Below are 19,644 nucleotides of genomic sequence, written 5' to 3' on the forward strand. Positions count from 1 at the left end.
ATCGTCAGGGGTGTCGGCTGGAAGGTTGTTCAGTCCCGACATAGCACTAGAGAGAGCGGCCCCGACGGCGTTACAGAGGATCGAAAAATAATTTCAAAGATCGTTCTTGAGCTTGAGCAACGGCTCCTGAAAGCGCAGCAAGCGCCCGGCATTCCCGAGGACCAGCAACGTGCTGAGGTTGTGCAGCAGCGCGGCGATCATCGCCCCGGCGGCACCCAGCCAACCGAAAGCGGCAAACACGACAATGGCCAGCGTCCAGCCCAGGCCGATGATCACATTGACCTGCAACGTCCTGCGGCACTGGCGGCTAAGCCGCACACATGTACCGAGACGGCGCAGGTCACTGCCGATCAACACGATGTCGGCTGAGGCCAGCGCGATGTCCGCTCCGCCCGCGCCCATCGCTACACCGACCACGCCCGCCTTCAGTGCGAGGGAATCGTTGATACCGTCACCGACTACCATCGGCCGGAAACCATTGTTGATTTCCTTGAGTACGTGATTGAGTTTGTCCTCGGGCAGGGCTTGGGCTTGCACCTCATGCAAGCCGACCTCGCTGGCCAGCGATTGCGCCACGCTTTGGCGATCGCCGGTCAGCAGCAATTGCCGGCCAAGACCCAACTCGCGCAATTCGTCGAGGGCAAAACGCGCTTCCGGTTTAACCGTGTCGGCAAGCAACAACCAAGCGAGGAATGCACCGTTCAATGCCAACCCGGCAATCGGACCGTCGTGATCGGGAACCGTCGTCGTGGTGATGCCCAGTTGCGCGAACAACTCCGGTCGGCCCAACGCGGCTTCGCCTTGCGCGGTCATGGCCACTACGCCGAGGCCCTGACGTTCGTGGATATCACTGAGTGCCAAACATTCTTCCTGACTGACCAACCCTGCGAGCGCACGACTGACCGGATGACTGCTTGCCGCGCCAAGGCTGGCGGCAAGCGCGATGATCACGGACGAATCTGCACACGGATTATTGATCGACTGCAGGCGCAGGGTGCCGAAAGTCAGGGTGCCGGTCTTGTCGACCACCAGCGAAGTCAGGTCGGCCAGTTCTTCAAGGAACGCCGAACTGCGGATCAGTATGCCGTGACGTGCGGCCACCGCCACACCCGCAATCGCCGTGGCCGGAGCCGACAGCACCAACGCACACGGACAAGCGGCGACCAATACCGCAAGCATCGCTTGCGCATCGTGAGTGATAAACCAGGTCACTGCCGCCAGCAGCAAGACCAGCACCATATAGCTGCCAGCGTAACGTTCGAGCAACCGGGTGATTGGCGGTTTCGAGCGCTCGGCGTTCTGCATCAACGCAATGACCTTGCCCAGCGTCGACTCGCCACCGGTGCGCGTCACTTCAATACGCAACAGACCGTCGAGGTTGATCGCACCGCCGAACACCGACATGCCGACACCCGCCTCGACCGGCACCGATTCACCGGTAATCGATGCAGTGTCGAGACTGGCCTGACCGGATAACACTCGACCATCTGCGGGAATCCGATCACCGGCGCGCACTTCAACGGTGTCGCCGGCTTTCAACGTGCCGTTGTCCACTTCGATGATCGAGCCATCCACTTGCACCTTGCGCGCATGGCTGCGCGTCAGTTGGCCAAGGGCATGGATCGCCTCTTGCGAGCCGATGACGCTGCGCTCCTCCAGCACATGGCCGAAGATCATGATGATCGGCAGCAACGCCGCTGTCAGCAAGTCACCAGTCGCCCATGCACCGAGCATAGCCAGGGCAATCAGTTGATCGGTGATGCCGTGCAAGCTCGGATAGCGCAGGCTGTACCACGCCGAGCGCATTACCGGCACGCCAACCAATAAAGATGCAAACCCAAGCAGCAACTGACTGACACCGGTTTGCTCGGGCATCTGCCAGCGCCAGATCAGACCCAGACCAAGCAGGCCCAGCGCAAGCATGGCCAAGGTCAGTTGCCGTGCAGCACGGCGTTGTTCTGCCGAAGACAACAGGCTCGGTGCGGCGGTGGTCGCAGTCATTTACTGGCTCCCTGAATGATCAGACGGGAATCGTCTTTCGGGTCGACCGTGGTCACCGATCCGGCCTGGCCGAGTATTTTCGGCATGCGCTCGCGGTACAGGCGCAGGAGCATTTGCGGGTCGGTAGTGTTGGCCAGACTCAACACCGTGGCTGTGTCGGCTGAGGCTTTGGCCAAGCGCTCACCAGCCTGCGCGTGAGCGACTTGTAGCGTGCGGTCGGCCTGTTCATTGGCGGTCTGGGTGAGTTTTTCGGCGTCGGTGCGTGCATTGGCCACAGCTTTGTCGGCCTGCTGACTAGCGGTCAATACCGCGTTGAAAGCACTGACCGCCGGATCGGGCAGACTCGATTGCACATCCACCCGCGCCACTTCGATGCCGATGCCCTGCCCGCCTGCCTTCAACTCGGCCAAGCGTTTGTTGATGCCTTGCACCAGATCGCCACGCAGTTTTTCCCGACGTTCCGCAGCTTGATTGTCGGCGCCGATCAACTCCGGTCGAGCGACCAGAATGGTGTCCAGATCGCGTGCGGCCGTCAGCGCGACCGCGCTGCGCGTCACCAGACGATCCAGCGCCGGCAAGACATGCTCGCCCTGCAACACGAAGTCGTAAGGGTCAGTGACTTTGTAGAACACCCGCACATCCAGTTGCACCACGCCGGCATCACCGGTCAATAAATAACCGGATCCGGCCAGCGCATCACTCAGGGGGGTGGCAAAGGAAGCGACCCGATCGGCCTTCAGCGCCTCATCACTGCGCAACAGATTCTCGACGCGACGCTCGATCACCCGATCGGCTGCCGGCAGCAAAATCACCTGTTCGAATGGCTGCGGCCAAGCCAATAGCAGACCGGCATTCTGGATGCGATCCAGCGCGCCGAAATGCAAAACCACTGCGCGATTTTGCGGATCGATTTGCCGCACATTGGAAAACACCCAAACTAATGCCGCCAGGATCGTCACCGCGTACAAGGCAAAAAACGCCAAGCGCCCAGCTTGAATCCACGGACTGTTCAGCGAATGTGTTCCACGTGGAACTTCGTCATTCATGGCTGCGATCCGGTTTTGCTGTCGAGTGTCGGCGGGCCGTCGACCAATACTCGAAATGGCGCGGCGTCTGTACGCAGAATCAGTTTGGTGTCCGGCGTAACGATGGTGCCGAGGGTGTCCAGCGAGCGCAGCAAATTGTAGAGCTGCGGTGAGCTGGCGTAAGCACGGCCATAAATCTGCGCCGCTTCGACACGAGACTGCGCTTCGATCTCTGCCGCTTTTACCGTCGCGTCAGCCTGCACAATTCGCGCATCGCGCTCAGCTGCGGAACGGATTTGCGCGGCCTCACGTTTGCCGACCGCCGTGCGTTCAGTGGCAATTGTTTCACGCTCGGCGCGCATGCGATCGACCGTGGCAGTGAGTGTCACCGACGGCAAGGTCAAACGCTCGATGCCGACTTGCACAACCCGCACGCCATACGTCGCGAGCAATTGCTGATCGATCTGCTGGCGCAACTGCGCTTCGAAATCGGCGATACGCACCTGACTGGCATCGGTGTTCACCAGATTCGCCAGATCAAAACTGCTCGCGGTGGTTTCCAGCGCCGAGCCGACAAAGGTCCGAATCTGCCGCGCCGCTTCGTCCGGCTGATTCTGCACCGCACGCATGAAACGCTGCACATTGTCCGCATCGCCCTGCACCTGCCACGCGACGTAGGCCTGCACAATGATGCGCAAGCCGTCACGGGTGCCGACATCCTGCAAGCCACTGGACGTCGTGCGCAAACGCAAGTCGACCGGAATCGCCGCCTCGAACGGCGCTGGCCAACGCCAGCTCAAACCCGGATCAAGCAACACCCGCGCAGGGTTACCAAAACGCGTGATGACCGTGGCCTCGCCCGAGCGCACTTGCACCAGGCTTGCCGCCGCGATGGCGAACGCCACCAGCAATAGGGCCCAACTCATGCGTCGCCACGGGAAAGGCCCTGCCTCTTCCGGCGCACCGTGGTGATGGTGATGATGCCCATGATGATGGTGATGTCCGCCGTTGCCATGATCGTGGCCGCTGTGATCATGCGGTTCGTGAGTATGCGACTGGCTCAATGGGCGACTCCTGGTTGAGCGGTGGTACGCGCGGGCGTCGGGTCAGCCGGCAGCGTGAAGGTCCGCAAGTCGATGGTCGGCGCATTGCTGCTGCCCCCGAGACGATGGTCGAGTACCAGCAACTTGGCCTTGCTCAGCCCTTGGCTGAGCTGACCGAGGTATTGCTCCAGCACGAAAGCCTGGCCGGCACTGGCGTAAGCTTTTTGCTCGGCGCTGAATTTCAGATCCGCCGCCTGCGCAGTAGCATTGATTTCCCGAGCATTGGCGCTGGCCTGATCGTGAGCCAGGCTGGCCTGCAATTGCGCCTGATTACTCGCCTCGGCCGCCGCGCCACGCTCGCGGGAGATCAATGCCTGCGCGCCGATCTGCGCGGCTTGCACGCTGTGATAGGCATTGGCAGCACCGGCCGGCGGGTGAATGGCTTCGACGACCGTGGCGAGAATCTCCACGCCACTGTTGAGTGTTTGCAGATCACGCTGCACCGCGCGACCAATCTCATCGCCCAGCCCTACCCGGTCTTGACCAAGTAAGCCGTCCAGCGTGCGCGAGGCAAAGTCGTGCACCAGAATCCGGCTGGCGGTGCTGCGAATCAGCGTTGGCACATCGGCGCTGTTATACGTCGCCGCCAGTGCGGCCTGATCGCTGAGGCCGATGCGATAGACGAAGCGCACGTCCATGTTGACGATCTGAAAGCTCTGCTGATCGCCACGGCTGCTGGCGATCACTTGCGATTTGTCGTTGACGTGGCTGGCGTCCCACAAACGGTTGGCGGTCATCGGTGCCGGACCCTCAGCAGGGTCGGCTTGCAGCGGGACCGGGTTGTCGCCGACGCTGGTGGCCAGTTCATGCACCACGCCGTTTTCGATGATCCGCACCCGCCCCAGCGGCCAGGGTAAGCCGCTGTGCAACCCCGGGCCGAATACCTGCACCGGTTTGCCGAAGCGCTCATAAATACCGCGTCCCTGTAGCGGAATTTCATGGATCCCGGTGAGCAACCAACCCACTGCGGCTACTAGCACCAGCACCGGTAGAAAAGCACGGCGCATGTAGCTGAACGCCCAGATCTGGCGCAGATCGATGCCAAAACGGTTGTGCAATTCATGCTGCAACGCGAGTAAAGGTTGTGGCGGCCAGCGCAACATATCGGCGACAAAACTGCGCGCCAGCAGGCGCGGCTCAAGCTGCTCGCGACGAGGGCTGAACACTGACAGAACGGCGCGCAATAACAACTCGATCGCGACCAATCCCGGCAAGATACCGATCAGGACAGCGACACGAACTGGCCACACTGCATTCTCGCCAGCGAACAACAAACACAGTGCGCCTAGCACCAGGCTGATGATCGCCACACGCGTCAGTTGCGCGAGTGAAACCGCTTCGGGCCATTGCGCCGGGTTTTCCTGGGCCAGTTGCCGCTCCAGCACCAGCAGACCGAACGCCAGCAACAATGCCAGCGCTGCGCCCACCGTTGCCGATAAACCCACCGCAGCGGCCGGCAACGTCAGGTTCCACACTTGCTCGATGCTCAGCACCGCCAGCAGCGCCCAGCCCCCCAACCACAGCGTCGCCGCGCCGATCTGGCCGAGCAGGTGCAGGCTACGTTGGCTCAAACGGTCCAGCAGCCGCTCATACCACCCCAGCGGCGGGAATTGTTCCTCCCCAGCAAGCGGCGCCAGCACCACAGGATTGATCACCCGAGCACGCCATCGCGTCACCCACCACGCCGATTGCAGCCCGGCAACCAGCACCAGCAGCGCGGCGCTCTGATTGACCAGCAGCGGCAGCCACAATGATTGCGGGGCAAACAGCCCGACAAAGAACGCCAGCACCCACCCTGCCCCGGCCAATCCGCCGAAGCCGATCGCCCAGCGGCGCAGACGCCGGCTCTGCACGGCCGCCTGTTGAAAGCGCGGCAGTCCGGTCACGTGCGTGCCATCCATCTCCAGATCGACTTGCATATCACCCCAATTCATTAGCCCACACTGCATATCGTTACGATATAACGAAAAGCGTGAAATATTCGTACACAATTACGCTTATTCAAAGATGCCCAACCTGTCGCTTGGCTGAAGCCTTGACCGAAATGCCCGCAAACGCACATATTACGTTCGTAATTTTTATCCGAAACTGCTGTTAGCGATCTGCATCCATCCATCAGGAGCAAGCACATGAGCAACTATGACGTAGTGATTCTGGGCGGCGGCCCGGGTGGTTATAACGCGGCGATCCGCGCCGGCCAGTTGGGCCTCAGGGCCGCTTGCGTCGAAGGCCGGGCAACCCTCGGCGGCACCTGCCTGAACGTTGGTTGCATGCCGTCCAAAGCCTTGCTGCATGCATCAGAGCTTTACGATGCGGCGATGGGTGCGGAATTCGCCAACCTCGGCATCGAGGTCAAACCGACGCTAAACCTTGTGCAAATGATGAAACAGAAAGACGAAAGCGTGGCAGGCCTGACCAAAGGCATCGAATTTCTGTTTCGCAAGAACAAGGTCGACTGGATCAAGGGCTGGGGCCACATCGACGGCCCCGGCAAGGTTACGGTGACCGACGATCAGGGCGGCAAAGTCGAACTGACCGCCAAGGACATCATCATCGCCACCGGTTCCGAGCCCACTCCCCTGCCCGGTGTCGAGATCGACAACAAACGTATCCTTGATTCGACCGGTGCGCTTTCCCTGAGTGAAGTGCCCAAACACCTGGTGGTGATCGGTGCCGGTGTGATCGGTCTGGAGTTGGGCTCGGTGTGGCGGCGGCTCGGCGCGCAGGTCACCGTGGTCGAATACCTCGACCGCATCTGCCCGGGCGTCGATGGCGAGGCCGGCAAAACCCTGCAACGCTCGCTGAGCAAACAGGGCATCGCATTCAAGTTGAGTTCGAAAGTCACCAGCGCCACCGCTTCCGCCAACGGTGTGCAACTCAGCGTCGAGCCGGCCGCTGGCGGCACTGCCGAGTTGCTGGAAGCCGATTACGTGCTGGTCGCTATCGGTCGCCGCCCTTATACCCAGGGCCTAGGTCTGGAAAACGTCGGCCTGAGCACCGACAAGCGCGGCATGCTCGCCAACAAACAGCACCGCACCGAAGCCGCCGGGGTCTGGGTGATCGGCGATGTGACCTCCGGGCCGATGCTCGCGCACAAGGCTGAAGACGAAGCGATGGCCTGCGTTGAGCAGATCCATGGCAAGGCCGGCGAGGTCAATTACGACCTGATCCCCAACGTGATCTACACCAAACCGGAACTGGCCAGCGTCGGCAAGACCGAAGAACAGCTCAAGGCTGAAGGACGCGCCTACAAGGTCGGCAAATTCCCGTTCACCGCCAACAGCCGGGCGAAGATCAACCACGAGACCGAGGGGTTTGCCAAAGTCATCGCCGACGAGCGCACTGATGAAGTCCTCGGCGTACACCTGGTCGGTCCGAGCGTGAGTGAAATGATTAGCGAGTTTTGCGTGGCGATGGAGTTCAGTGCTTCGGCGGAGGACATTGCGTTGACGTGCCATCCGCATCCAACGCGGTCAGAGGCGTTGCGCCAGGCGGCGATGAATGTCGAGGGGATGGCGACGCAGATGTAAGCAAAAAAGTATGTGGTGACTGGGCGTCTGCTATCGCGAGCAGGCTCACTCCTACAGTTGATCGCGTTTGTTCAGAAGCACCGCGATCAATGTGGGAGCGAGCCTGCTCGCGATTGGGGACAACTCGGTCTCAGGCAGGAAGATGCCCCAGCGGCAACGCCCCCGGCGTCTTCACCGTGTGAATCGCAAAGTTGCTGCGGATGTCACTCACCCCCGGCAGTTTCAACAGGCAGCCGCTGAGAAAACGGTCATACGCACGCAAATCCGGCACCACCACTTGCAGCAAAAAATCCGACTCCCCCGACACCAGAAATGCTGAAATCACTTCCGGCAATGCCGTCACTGCGGTGTAAAACGCCTCGGCCTGTGCATCGTTGTGGCGCTCGACCTTGACCCCGACAAACACCGTCAGTCCCAGCCCGACTTCATCGCGATCGAGATTGGCCTGATAACCGCGAATCACCCCGGCCTCCTCGAGCATCCGCACCCGGCGCAGACACGGTGAGGCCGACAAGCCGATTTCGTCCGCCAGCTCGACATTGCTCAAGCGTCCGTTGCGTTGCAGCGCCGCGAGAATCTTGCGGTCGAAGGCGTCGAGTTTCATGGTTGGCAGATCCTGATAGTCGGGGCGTTGAAAACCAGCAGATTATGCCAAAGCAGCAGGCTTTTGAAGCGGACTACGCAAGCACCTGCCTCACCTTTCGGGCCTAGACTTGGCGCACCGAATCGACAACGAAAGGGCTGCAACATGGCGAGTCTCTGGCTGTTCTTCCTGGCATTGGCGGTGGTCTATCTGTTGCCCGGCCCGGACATGATCCTGCTGCTGCAAACCGGCGCTCGGCAGGGACGCGGCGCGGCGCTGGCCACCGCTGTCGGTCTGGGCATCGCCCGTGGTTGTCACGTGGCCCTTGCGGCGTTGGGGCTGGCGGCGCTGTTCAAAGCGGCGCCGTGGACATTCGAGGTGGTGCGATTGGCGGGGGCAGCGTATCTGCTGTGGATCGGCATTCAATGCCTGCGCAGCACCCTGCTGCCGAACCTGAATACCGGTGAAGCTGTCGACGCACACGGGCAATGGCGCGAAGCCGTCCGACGCGGTTTGCTGACCAACCTGCTCAACCCCAAAGCGCTGCTGTTCTGCTCGGTGTTGCTGCCGCAGTTCATCGTCAATGACGGCGTGGCGGTGCTAAGCCAGTTCGCCGTGCTGGGCATGCTGCTGGTCGGTGTTGGCCTGCTGTTCGACAGCGCCTACGCCCTCACCGGCGCCGCGCTGGGTCGTTGGCTGCAACACAGTCCAACGGCCCAACGCGTACAACAATGGTTGTTCGGCAGCCTGCTGATCGGTTTCGCCGTGCGCCTGACCTTCGTCCAGCAAGCTTAGCCTTTACGGACCTTGCGCTGGCGACGACTGATCAACAGCAACGCAGCACCCGCGACCAGCACAACCGCGCCGATCTGCACCGGCCACTTGTACGGCCGCAGCGATGAACGCACGGCATCCGTGACCTGGGTGACGTAACGCTTGTCGGCGTTTTCGAAGTCCGGGTACGGGCACTGATTGCCGAAATCCACCGCCCACGGGACAAACGGACCTTCCTTGATGTAACGCTGATACAGCGCGCTCTGATCTTCCAGGCTGCTGTTCCAGCCAGCGGCGTTGCACAGCACTGCGGCAAACGCCTGACTGGTGTGCGGCAGGTTGTCAGCGGCGCGCCCGGCCAGCGCGGTGGCGACGAAACGGTAGTGATAGCGCTGATCCGGTTTCGCTTCGCTGGCGACCTGACGTTGCACTTCGGCTTCGCTCACCAGCGGACCGACTTTCAGCTCGGTACTTTCCAGGCTGTAGTTGCCACCGAACGTGGCGTAGTCCGGCGCCATCTCGTAACCGAGAATATCCATGCCCCACTCGCGGGCTGTCCACGCCGCGTTGTACAAGGCACTGGCGCGCTTGGTCGGCCACCACGCGGCATCAGCCTTCAGCCGTTGTTCGCCGTAGAGTCGGGCCTTGTTTTGCAGGTCGGAATTGTCGAAATAAGCCACCGCGTCGGCGTAATGCCCTTCACGCAGCAAGCGTCGACCGAGCAGATTGCGCAGGCTGGCGGCGACCGGCAGCGGCACGTAGTTGTCACGCTCCTGCTGGGTCAACGCCGGCGGCGCCGGGACGTTGTCGTCGACGTATTTTTTCAATTCCTCGACCGTCAGCACGCGTTCGGCCACGGTCGCAGCGTCGAACCAATAGGTGCTGTTGCTGCGATACAACTGCACGAAGGCTTGCAGGTATTCGCCGCGCTGCAAGGCGAGAATCGCGCTTTCGCCCTCGACCCGGCACTTCGGCTGAACGGCTTCATACGCCCAGTCCGGGGTGCGCCGGTAACCCCAGTCTTCGCTCTGCGGGAAGGCCTGCGCGGCTTTCGAATAGGCGGCGGCCGCGGCATTTTTATCGCCGTCACGCACCGCCAGTTTCGCCCGTAGCCACCACGCCAATCCGCCGTCGCCGGCGTTCTCGAGAAAAGCCTTGGCCCCAGCGTAATCACCCTGTTGATAACTCATTGCCGCCAGACGATCAGCGTTGTCGAGGCTGCCACGGGTGCTGTTTTGCAGCAGCTTGACCAGTTTCTTCTCGTTCGGCGGCTCATCGCCAAACGACCAGCCTTGGCGGCTGACCAGCGATGCCGTGACCATTTGCTGCACGGCTTTGTGTTGCAGCAGCTCGGCCAGTTCGGCCTCGGGCAACTCCGCCAGTTCATTCATCAATTGCTTGAGCGAGGTGTAACCCACGGCCGAACCGTGCAGATTCTGTGCTTCATACAATTCGATGGCGCCGCTCCAGTCGCCTGCCGAGCGCAACACCCGCGCCTCTTCACCGAGGCTGGCAACACCCAACTCCAGCGGATCGCTGAAACCGTCGATGCTCAGTTGCCGGGCCTGGCGGAACGCATCACGCGATTGTTCCAGCGCCTCGACCGCATCCCCTCCTTCACTGCTCATCGCAAACCAGGTACGGCCCATCGAATACGCCGCCCACGTGCTGCGCAACGGACGCTGATCTGCCGGCAGCGCCAGCAGCTTGTTGAAATACTCGACGGCGAGTTGATGATCGCCCGTGGCAAACGCCACCGCACCGGCCACGTACAAACGGATTTCCGTCGGCAGACTGGCGCCCTGCACCTCGACCTGACGCGCATCGGTCAGGCCACGCAGTTGTTTGACCAACGCTTGCTGCTCGGCGCTCAGTCCGGCCTGCTCGGCCTTCTCCCGTGCCTCGGCGGCCGCGTTTTCCTCGCCGTACATATCGTTCGGATTGTGCGTTGCCGCGGTGACATTCTTCAGCCCGGCGATGGCTTTGCCGAGGCGACTGAGTTCGAAGTTGAAGTTGCCCTCAGGCAGATCCGCGAGGGTTTGCCCGCGATTGTCGAGCAGGCGCATGGGGAAATCCGGTCCGCAGGCCAGCGCCGAACCCAGCGGCAGGCAGAGGCTCAGGCAGAGCAGATGGCGGGGCCAGTTACGGGTCAACATGCGAACCTCCTTGATCAATATTGGCGCAACGCGCCCAACCGATGGCGCGTTGCCCACCCGCCGGCAAACGGCCGTCGCGCAGGCGGGTGAAGGTAAGCAGATCCGGGCCTTGTTGCAACGAGTAACCGGCGAGCGCATCGGCGCCTTCACAGCTTTGCGCCTTCAAGGTGATTTGCGCAGGCCAGGCACTGTCGAGGTTACCGGGGTTTTCGAGTTTGATGTCGTAGAGACCGTCGTGTTCGCTGAACGTCACGCCGAGCTGGCTGACGAGTTGATCACCCCGGGCCACCGCGCGCAGGGTGGTCAGGCTCCAGGCGCGGCGATCATTGGCCAGCGGCAAGCGAAACCAGATCAGCCCGGCCAGATGCGCCGGCGGGTCTTCGCGCAGGGTCTTGCCGAGTTGGCTCAACTGCAGCGGATCGGCGAGCAACTCCTGACGCTCACCGCCGCGCTCAAGTTGCACCTCGCTTTCCACCACCGGCGCCCCGCCGTCATCCGGCAACAGCGCGACACCGTAAGCCGGCAGCGCGAGATAAAAAGGTTTGTCGGTAATCCGTGCCCAGGCCTTGGCCCACTTCAACGCCTGATCAGGATCGAACAGACCCCGACGCGGATCGCTGACGGCGTGGACTTGCAGCACGCTGCTGTCGACGGTTTGCAGGAGTGTTGGCAATTCTGCGCTGTCGAGCCAGGCTGGCAGTGCAGTGATACTCAGCGCTAGTGAACTCGGCAATGCCGCACGCAGATGCTGGAGGAATTGCGCGTACGCCGGCAGACGCGCATTACCCGCGTCGTGATCGATCTCGACACCGCTCGGCGTCAGACCTTGCGCCTGCCAATCGGCAAGCACCTGCAGAATCTGCGCGGTGACCTGGTCCTGATCCAGCGACTTGAGCTGGCCGTCGAGACGAATCACCGCGATCAACGGACGGCCATCGGCTTTCAATAATTGCGCATCGATCCGCGCCCGGCGCCATCCGGCATTCGGAAAGGCCTGCAGCGCCAACACACGCAGCGTCGAGAAATCCTGGCGACTGTCAGCCAGCGCCGCCTCGTGGGCCGGCGTCCATTGGCGTTGCCAGATGTAGAGTTGTTGGTCGAGGGGGCGCGCGTCCTGCTGCTTGCAACCAGCAAGCAAAATGCCCAAGAACAGACCCACAATAAGCCGCATACCTTCCAACCTTCCGACACTACAAGGCTGCAAGGTTACACAAAAACCCTGTCGGAGCTGTCGAGTGAAACGAGGCTGCGATCTTTTGATCTTCTTTTTTCAGGATCAAGATCAAAAGATCGCCGCGTGCCGCAGCTACAGGGGTGCGGCGGGTTTACGGGCAATGATCACCTGGCTTTTCGCAACCACCGCATCCAGCGCCTGTTTGATCTGCGCGCCACGCGGCGAGTCCAGCACCGCTTGCCAGGTGTCGGCCCAGTGATTGAGCAGCGGATGATCCGGATTACTGAAATCGACCTTGGCTTCCCAGAACAGCAACATCCACATCGACCAGTAAAAACCGTATTGGCTGTGGCTGATGATCTCCAGCCCCGCTTCACTGACCATCGCCTTGAACTGGTCTTCGCTGATGATGCGAATGTGGTTGGGCTTCTGGAAATACTCGGCCGCGGCGATATCTTTTTGCAAATCTTCGGAGCTAGGGTGCGGCACGCTCAGCAAGTACAGGGCGCCTGGCTTGCCGACACGTACCAGTTCGGCAAGGAACTGCGCCGGGTCGTCGACGTGCTCGATGACTTCCGTGGAGACCACACGCGTGGCCGTGCCGTCGGCAATCGGCAGCGGATTGCAGTCGGTGACGTGGCATTCGATGTCCCGCGCCGGGGTATCGCTGAGACGCTGACGGGTCGCTTCAACCTTCGCTCCGTCAATGTCGGCAATGATGATCTTCGCCCCACGCATGCCGCAGAAATGCACGTTGCCGCCATCACCGCAGCCGACGTCGAGCAGGGTGTCATCGGCGGTCACCGGAAAGTCTTTGAACAGCTCGCCGGTTTCCTGGTTGAACCAGCCACTGAGCATCGCATCGTGCAGGCCGAGCATGTACGGATCGGTCTTCTCGGCGACCGCCGCGACAGGCTGCGCGGCGGCCGGAGCAGGCGTGCCCGCCGTGAGTTTCTTCAAAAGGCTCAGCATGAGGTGGCTCCAGAGGATGGGATGGCGGTTCGGGACGTGCCGAGGCGTTTGACCAGCGCAGCGCCACGGTTGCGCATCGGCATTTCGACAAGGCGATAATTCAGTTCACTGAGCAGCACGATCAGGCCGAACGCTAGCAACAGGGTGACGATCGGATGCCCGGCAGGGCTGGGCAAACCGGCGTTCTGCAAACGGAAGATCAGTTCACGCACCAGTTGATAGGCCGGAATGTGGATCAGGTACATGCCGTAGGAGCGACTGCCGACCCACGCCAGCACACGCTGTACAGCACCGGCAGGCATCAGGTAGTCGCGGTTGTACGAAGCGATCCACACCAGCAAGGCGCCGAGTACGGCAATCGATCCGATACGGTAAGGGGCAAAGGTGAAACGGTCGGTGGCCATGAAACTCAGCAGTGATCCGATGGCGATCAGCGCCGAAATGCCGACCCACGGTCGACGCAGGAAGGTCGGCTCCCAGCGTTGATAACCCGGCTGCGCGCTCCACATCGCCAACAACACCCCGAGGGCCAGCGCGTCGGTACGCACGACCATCAGCAACGGCGTGCGCACGGTCAGAATCTGCACCGCCACCAGCGCCAGCAACGCCCAGACCAGACGCTGGCGAAACAGCACAATCAACAGCGGGAACAGCAGATAGAACTGTTCCTCCAGCGCCAGGCTCCAGTAGACAAAACTGCTGCCGTACTCATAGTGAAAGAAACTGTCGGCAAAACGAAAGTTCGCGTACTGCAGCACCCCGGCCAGCGTCGCTTGCAGGTTCGCGGACAACGTCCCGAACGCGCCGGAACGATTGAGAAACACGCAGGCCAGCAACATCAGCGCCAGCCACAACCAGGCCGACGGCAACAGGCGAAACGCCCGGCGCAGCCAGAAATTGCGCGTTTGCTGCCAATATTCCCGGCGAGTCGTACAGCCTTGCAGCGTCGGAATCAGGCTACGGGCGATGACAAAACCGGAAATCGCGAAGAACAGATCGACGCCCCACCACGGCTGCGCCCAACCATGAATCTTCTCCAGCAACGGCACCGGGTCGGTGAACAGGCTGCCCTGCAGATGGTGGAACAGCACGCCCAGCACGGCAATGGCGCGCAGGACTTCAATGTCCATGATCCGTTTGCTGCTCATGCTTGGGGAGTTTCCATGGCCATGCAGCGCTGTTCGAACAACTGTGCGAGGAATACCTGCAGACGCTGTTCAGCCACGGCCTGACTGCAGAAACCTTGCAGGCTGCTGACGGCGTGTGCCGACATCTGTGCGTAACGCGCCGGATGGTTTTTCGCCACGTCGTAACTGGCTTTGTAGGCTGCACACAACGACGCCCAGTTGGTCACATAACGCAAGGTGCGAAAGGCCCGACGCGGGTCGTGCGGCCAGGCGGTCAGTTCGTCGGTGGACTCGATCAGAAAGGCATTGTCGGCGCTCAGGTAATCGATCATGGCCGTGGTGCGCGGCGCCACCGCCGGTTTGCCGCAGGACATGAACTCCATCAGCGGCAAGCACTGACCTTCGCCATACGAAGTGTTGACCACGTAACGGGTGGCCTGCACCAACCGCTCATAATCCGGATCGGCAAGGTAGCCATAGATCAACACGATGCGGCAGCGGTAGGACTGGTTTTTGTACAGGTGATGGAGGATGTCGCTGAGGGCTTCTTCGGCATCGTGGTGGGTCAGTTTCAGCACCAGCGTGGCATCTTCGACGTCGCGAAAACTCACACAGAAAGCGCTGAGCATGTCTTCCCAGTTCTTGCGCCCGTCGCCGGGGTTGAACACCGAGGTGTACACAACGCCGTCGAGCAATAGCTCCTGCTCGGCGACCGGCGCGGTGAAATCGATGCCGGGGCCACTGCGCAAATGGGCCGGGCCGAACGCATTCAGATCGAGCGTGCGACTGTCTGCTACCAGGCCTTTGATTGTCAGGCGCAACGGCTCTTCCCGCGGTGCCCCATGCAACTGCGCGCCACGCGCTGCAAAGCGATCCCACACCGGCGCCGGCACCGCAACGATCGGGTAGTCATCCGTCATCGCTTCGCGCACGGCGTTCACCGTGTAACTCGAATGAGTGATCGCCGCGCCACAGGCAGCCAACACCGTGCGCCAATCGTTGCGCGACTCAGCGGCAAACGGCTCGTTGGGGATGGTGCTGAATTCCCACGCAAACACCGGCAATGTCGGACACGCCAGGTGTACCGGGGTGCGATGTGGCGGCGAGAACGACAGAAACACACACGGCTCGCCCCGGCTCAGGCACTCCAGGTACAGCGCATCGACCTCAACCTGCGGATCGAGCACTTCCACCACCCGCCCGAGTCGTTCGAGTACCGGACGGTATTCCTTGAGCACAAAGTAATAGCTGTACTCCGAACGCCCGAGGTTCTGCGCGATGGTGTGCTGGTTGGTTTCCGAGTGAATGATGATCAGCATGAGGCGTTATCCGTCACGGGCGCGGCATCGGCAGTCCTGGGTGCCAGCGCGAAAAAGTCCGCCATGCGTTTTTGCACCGGGGCGAACGCGCAGTAATCGTGCATGCGTTCGATGGCGGCCATAGACATCCGCTGATAGTCCTGAGGCTGGGTCCTGGCCATCCGATAGCTGTGTTCGTAGGCGTTTTTCAGCGAGCCCCAGTCCGGGCGATAACGCAATGTGCGGTAGATGATGCGGGTGTCCTGCGGCCAGATCGTCAGCTCTTCGCTGGACTTGACCACGAATGCCACCGCGTCATCGATGTAGTCTTCCATCGCCGTGTGATCGGGGGCGATCACCGGTGTGCCGCTGGACATGAACTCCATCAGTGGCAGGCACAGCCCTTCACAGCGTGAGGCGTTCACATAGAAACTCGCGGCCTGATACAACCTGGCATATTGCGCATCGTCGAGGTAACCGTGCATCACCACCACCCGACAGGCGAACGGCGTTAGCTGCGCGAGCAAGGTCATCAACTCGCTGTAATAGGACGCCAGATCGTTCTGGGTAATCTTCAACACAAGCGTCGCGTCGGACGTTTCGCGAAACGCCCAACAGAACGCGGTGATCAGTTGGTGCCAGTTCTTGCGGCCATCCTTGGGATTGAACACGGTGACATAAACCACGCCGTCGACTGTGGTTTCGGCCACCGATGTGGTGTCCGGCAAGTTCAGCGTCACCGGTTCGACGACGGGTACCGGCAGCGGCCCACACACCGCCGGCAAGCGTTGTTCGAGCCAGCCGTGCAGCGTGTCTGGCACCAGATCGCGAATGCCTTCCCAATACCAGTTGTAGAGAAACTTCACCCGTGGCACCGGTTCTGCCTGCTCGAGTCCCAGATCCAGCGCCCATAGACGCAGGTAATGCCGGGCAATGACGAAGCGGCGTTTGAGGGTCAGCGGTGGCGGACGCGCGGCTTCGATTTCGGCCGCCAGCGCGGCTTCTTCTTCCGGCGTGATCGGCGTCGGGATCAGTGCGTCGGCGCAGAGGCCGAGGGTGCGAGTATCGAAAATGCAGCCCTTGATCGCCAGCGAGGTGCCTGGATTGACTGGCGCACCAGCTGCCTGCTGACGGATCGCCGCGAAGTTTTCCCACAGCGGCGTGGGCAATACCAACACCGGGAAGTCTTCGCCCATGGCACGACGGATGGCTCGAGCGGTGTGGCTCGACAGCGTAATAACCCGCCCATGGCGAGCGAGCATCTGCGTCCAGTCCTGGCGCGGGTCGTTGTCCCACTGTTCGTCAGGAATCGAGTCGAACTCCCAGGCCACCACACACACCGTCGGGCATTCGAGGTCGACCGGGGTTTTCTGCGGCGGAGTGAACGACAGGAACAGGCTGTCTTCGCCAGCGACGAGCAGTTGTCGATACAGCGGATCGACGTCGGCGGTGGACGCGACCACGTGCACGCGCCCAAGGCTTTCCAGCACCGGGCGATAGGCCTTGAGCACGAAGTAGTAACTGTATTCCGGACGCCCGAGACTCTGGCTGATGGAGCGGTCGTTGACGTCCGAGTAAAGAATGAAATTCATGGCATCCCACGATGAAGCTGCCATCCTGGCAACCTCATGCTATGACGACCGGGCGCTGGTTCAAGTCGGCATCGCTGCTGCTTGTCCATCATCCTCGGGAACGTCTTCGTTTTTGTTTTAGTGGTCAGTTTCACCCCGTTGCGCTACGCCCACGGCGAACCTTGGGAATAGCGACGAGGGCCATTCTAAACACATCCATCAACGATCCGGGAACCGCCGGACGGGAATAAATCGGACTACGCTAACGAGAACTGACCGGTCACGGTTTGGCCTGTTGAAATTGCTGAGTAATTGGCACAGATTGGTAACAAACAACTACAACAACTGACTTCGCCTGTCTTTCACCCGGTTTTTCCTACGGTCTGACAGACCTCTCCTTAAAGCCTGTGAGAAAGTGGCGCAAGTTCAAGACCAAGGGGTCGCTGTTTGAAAAAGCGTCTGTTCGTCACGGGTCTCAGTGGATTCGTTGGACAACATATTCAGTCATGTTTGGCCTCGCCTGACTCAGCGTGGGAACTGCTGCCTGCAGCTTCACGTTACGACCTGACGGATCCGGACAGCCTTGTCGACCAGTGGCCGCAAATGCCTGACGCGGTCATGCATCTGGCCGGCCAGACTTTCGTCCCCGAAGCCTTCCGCGACCCGGCACGTACCTTCGACATCAATCTGCTCGGCACCCTCAATCTGTTGCAGGCTCTTAAGGCCCGTGGTTTTCAGGGCACCTTCCTGTACGTCAGCTCCGGCGACGTTTACGGCCAGGTCAGCGAAAGCGATCTGCCGATCACCGAACGACAAGCGCCCTGCCCGCGCAATCCGTATGCGGTGAGCAAACTCTCGGCCGAGTTTCTCAGCCTGCAATGGGGTTTGAGTGAGGGCTGGCCGGTACTCGTCGCACGGCCGTTCAACCACATTGGCACAGGGCAAAAAGAAAGTTTCGTCATCGCCAGTGCCGCCCGCCAGATCAATCGCATCAAACAGGGCCTGCAAGCCCCGCAGCTAGAAGTCGGCGATATCGACGTGACGCGGGATTTTCTCGATGTCGGCGATGTGATTTCGGCCTATCTCGCGCTGCTGGAAAAAGGCGCACCCGGCCAGGTCTACAACATCTGCTCGGGTCGTGAGCAAAGCATCCGCAGCCTGATCGAGCAACTCGGCGACCTGGCCGAAGTGGAGATGCAACTGGTGCAAGACCCCGCGCGCATGCGACGCGCCGATCAGCGTCGCGTTTGCGGCAGCCACGCAAAACTGGCCAAAGCCACCGGATGGTCGCCAGCCATCACCACACAACAATCCCTGCGGACGATCCTGTCCGACTGGGAGACGCGAGTACGACAAGAATGACAAAAAGTGCACTCATCACAGGGATCACCGGCCAGGACGGCGCGTATCTGGCCAAGTTGCTGCTCGACAAGGGCTACAAGGTTCACGGCCTCGTCGCACGACGCAGCAGCGACTCGCGCTGGCGTCTGCGCGAAATGGGCGTCGAAGCCGACATCGTCTATCTGGACGGTGACATGGCCGATGCCTGTTCGGTACAGCGAGCAGTCATTCAATCAGCGCCGGACGAGGTCTATAACCTCGCCGCGCAGAGCTTTGTCGCCGCGTCGTGGAGTCAACCGGTGACCACCGGCATCGTCGATGGCCTGGGCGTTACCCACCTGCTCGAAGCGATCCGCCAGTTCAGCCCGCACACCCGGTTCTATCAAGCCTCGACCAGCGAAATGTTCGGTCTGATCCAGGCCGAGCAACAGGATGAAAACACGCCGTTCTATCCGCGCAGCCCTTACGGAGTGGCCAAACTCTACGGTCACTGGATCACCGTCAACTACCGCGAAAGTTTCAACCTGCACGCCAACAGCGGCATCCTCTTCAACCACGAATCGCCGCTGCGCGGCATCGAGTTCGTCACCCGCAAGGTCACCGATGCCGCCGCACGCATCAAGCAAGGCAAACAGCAGGAGCTGGCCTTGGGCAACATCGATGCGAAACGCGATTGGGGGTTTGCCGGCGATTACGTCGAAGCCATGTGGCTGATGCTGCAGCAGGACAAGCCTGACGATTTTGTGGTGGCCACCGGCGTCACCACTACCGTGCGGGAAATGTGCCGCATCGCCTTCGATCACGTCGGCCTCAACTACCGTGATTACGTGAAGATCGACCCGGCGTTCTTCCGCCCCGCCGAAGTCGAAGTGCTGCTCGGCAATCCGGCCAAGGCTCAGCGCGTGCTGGGCTGGAAGCCGAAAACCGACCTGGATACCTTGATCCGCATGATGATGGATGCGGACATGAAACGCGTCGCCAAGGAGTAG

The 19,644-nt window shown here is 61.1% G+C and carries 15 protein-coding genes; 4 read left to right on the plus strand and 11 right to left on the minus strand.

The window, feature by feature from the left end; all coding sequences use genetic code 11:
- Window positions 1–93: 93 nt before the first annotated feature.
- Genes AC1DVF_RS11535 through hflK (AC1DVF_RS11550) form a run of 4 tightly spaced genes read right to left on the minus strand, consistent with a single transcriptional unit; the run spans window position 94 to window position 6,048 of the window.
- Entirely contained in the window at window positions 94–2,001 is a 1,908-nt protein-coding gene (locus AC1DVF_RS11535) for a heavy metal translocating P-type ATPase (protein WP_095049604.1), read from the minus strand.
- Window positions 1,998–3,047 carry a protease modulator HflK gene (hflK, locus tag AC1DVF_RS11540; RefSeq protein ID WP_093429579.1) on the minus strand — a complete coding sequence of 350 codons (1,050 nt, stop codon included), beginning with the start codon at window positions 3,045–3,047 and terminating at the stop codon, window positions 1,998–2,000. Before hflK (AC1DVF_RS11540) ends, AC1DVF_RS11535 begins: the two co-directional genes overlap by 4 nt.
- Window positions 3,044–4,090 carry a protease modulator HflC gene (gene hflC, locus AC1DVF_RS11545; protein ID WP_093429578.1) on the minus strand — a complete coding sequence of 349 codons (1,047 nt, stop codon included), beginning with the start codon at window positions 4,088–4,090 and terminating at the stop codon, window positions 3,044–3,046. The genes hflK (AC1DVF_RS11540) and hflC overlap by 4 nt, the downstream gene beginning before the upstream one ends.
- Window positions 4,087–6,048: a protease modulator HflK gene (hflK, locus tag AC1DVF_RS11550; protein WP_477782477.1), complete on the minus strand. Its 1,962-nt coding sequence runs from the start codon at window positions 6,046–6,048 to the stop codon at window positions 4,087–4,089. Before hflK (AC1DVF_RS11550) ends, hflC begins: the two co-directional genes overlap by 4 nt.
- 210 nt (window positions 6,049–6,258) lie before the next feature.
- On the opposite strand from hflK (AC1DVF_RS11550), the gene lpdA reads away from it, so the two are divergent.
- The gene (gene lpdA / locus AC1DVF_RS11555) at window positions 6,259–7,659 is read left to right on the plus strand and encodes a dihydrolipoyl dehydrogenase (protein ID WP_099757579.1); all 1,401 of its coding nucleotides are present in this window, start codon (window positions 6,259–6,261) and stop codon (window positions 7,657–7,659) included.
- A gap of 130 nt (window positions 7,660–7,789) precedes the next feature.
- On the opposite strand, the gene AC1DVF_RS11560 is transcribed toward lpdA, so the two are convergent.
- Window positions 7,790–8,263, minus strand: a complete 474-nt coding sequence (locus tag AC1DVF_RS11560; RefSeq protein WP_095119717.1) for an Lrp/AsnC family transcriptional regulator — start codon at window positions 8,261–8,263, stop codon at window positions 7,790–7,792.
- Window positions 8,264–8,407: 144 nt separating this feature from the next.
- Between AC1DVF_RS11560 and AC1DVF_RS11565 the strand changes: the two genes are divergently transcribed.
- Window positions 8,408–9,037, plus strand: a complete 630-nt coding sequence (locus AC1DVF_RS11565; RefSeq protein ID WP_194935711.1) for a LysE family translocator — start codon at window positions 8,408–8,410, stop codon at window positions 9,035–9,037.
- Here AC1DVF_RS11565 and AC1DVF_RS11570 read toward each other — a convergent pair.
- The 6 genes from AC1DVF_RS11570 to AC1DVF_RS11595 all read right to left on the minus strand — a co-directional run bounded on the left by AC1DVF_RS11570 (window position 9,034) and on the right by AC1DVF_RS11595 (window position 17,335).
- Window positions 9,034–11,172, minus strand: a complete 2,139-nt coding sequence (locus tag AC1DVF_RS11570) for a hypothetical protein (protein ID WP_477782478.1) — start codon at window positions 11,170–11,172, stop codon at window positions 9,034–9,036. The two genes, AC1DVF_RS11565 and AC1DVF_RS11570, sit on opposite strands and share 4 nt — an antisense overlap.
- Window positions 11,159–12,343: a DUF3142 domain-containing protein gene (locus AC1DVF_RS11575; protein ID WP_186620289.1), complete on the minus strand. Its 1,185-nt coding sequence runs from the start codon at window positions 12,341–12,343 to the stop codon at window positions 11,159–11,161. Before AC1DVF_RS11575 ends, AC1DVF_RS11570 begins: the two co-directional genes overlap by 14 nt.
- Before the next feature lie 135 nt (window positions 12,344–12,478).
- Window positions 12,479–13,318 carry a class I SAM-dependent methyltransferase gene (locus AC1DVF_RS11580; RefSeq protein ID WP_186620291.1) on the minus strand — a complete coding sequence of 280 codons (840 nt, stop codon included), beginning with the start codon at window positions 13,316–13,318 and terminating at the stop codon, window positions 12,479–12,481.
- Window positions 13,312–14,466 (minus strand): acyltransferase family protein, encoded by a 1,155-nt coding sequence (locus tag AC1DVF_RS11585; RefSeq protein WP_186620293.1) that lies wholly within the window; start codon window positions 14,464–14,466, stop codon window positions 13,312–13,314. The genes AC1DVF_RS11580 and AC1DVF_RS11585 overlap by 7 nt, the downstream gene beginning before the upstream one ends.
- The gene (locus AC1DVF_RS11590; RefSeq protein WP_477782479.1) at window positions 14,463–15,764 is read right to left on the minus strand and encodes a glycosyltransferase; all 1,302 of its coding nucleotides are present in this window, start codon (window positions 15,762–15,764) and stop codon (window positions 14,463–14,465) included. Before AC1DVF_RS11590 ends, AC1DVF_RS11585 begins: the two co-directional genes overlap by 4 nt.
- Window positions 15,758–17,335, minus strand: a complete 1,578-nt coding sequence (locus AC1DVF_RS11595) for a glycosyltransferase (protein WP_225919955.1) — start codon at window positions 17,333–17,335, stop codon at window positions 15,758–15,760. Before AC1DVF_RS11595 ends, AC1DVF_RS11590 begins: the two co-directional genes overlap by 7 nt.
- A 426-nt stretch (window positions 17,336–17,761) precedes the next feature.
- On the opposite strand from AC1DVF_RS11595, the gene AC1DVF_RS11600 reads away from it, so the two are divergent.
- Window positions 17,762–18,676, plus strand: a complete 915-nt coding sequence (locus AC1DVF_RS11600; protein WP_186620299.1) for a GDP-mannose 4,6-dehydratase — start codon at window positions 17,762–17,764, stop codon at window positions 18,674–18,676.
- Window positions 18,673–19,644 carry a GDP-mannose 4,6-dehydratase gene (gene gmd, locus AC1DVF_RS11605; RefSeq protein WP_093429566.1) on the plus strand — a complete coding sequence of 324 codons (972 nt, stop codon included), beginning with the start codon at window positions 18,673–18,675 and terminating at the stop codon, window positions 19,642–19,644. The genes AC1DVF_RS11600 and gmd overlap by 4 nt, the downstream gene beginning before the upstream one ends.

The organism is Pseudomonas sp. P4_D7 (assembly GCF_056401755.1).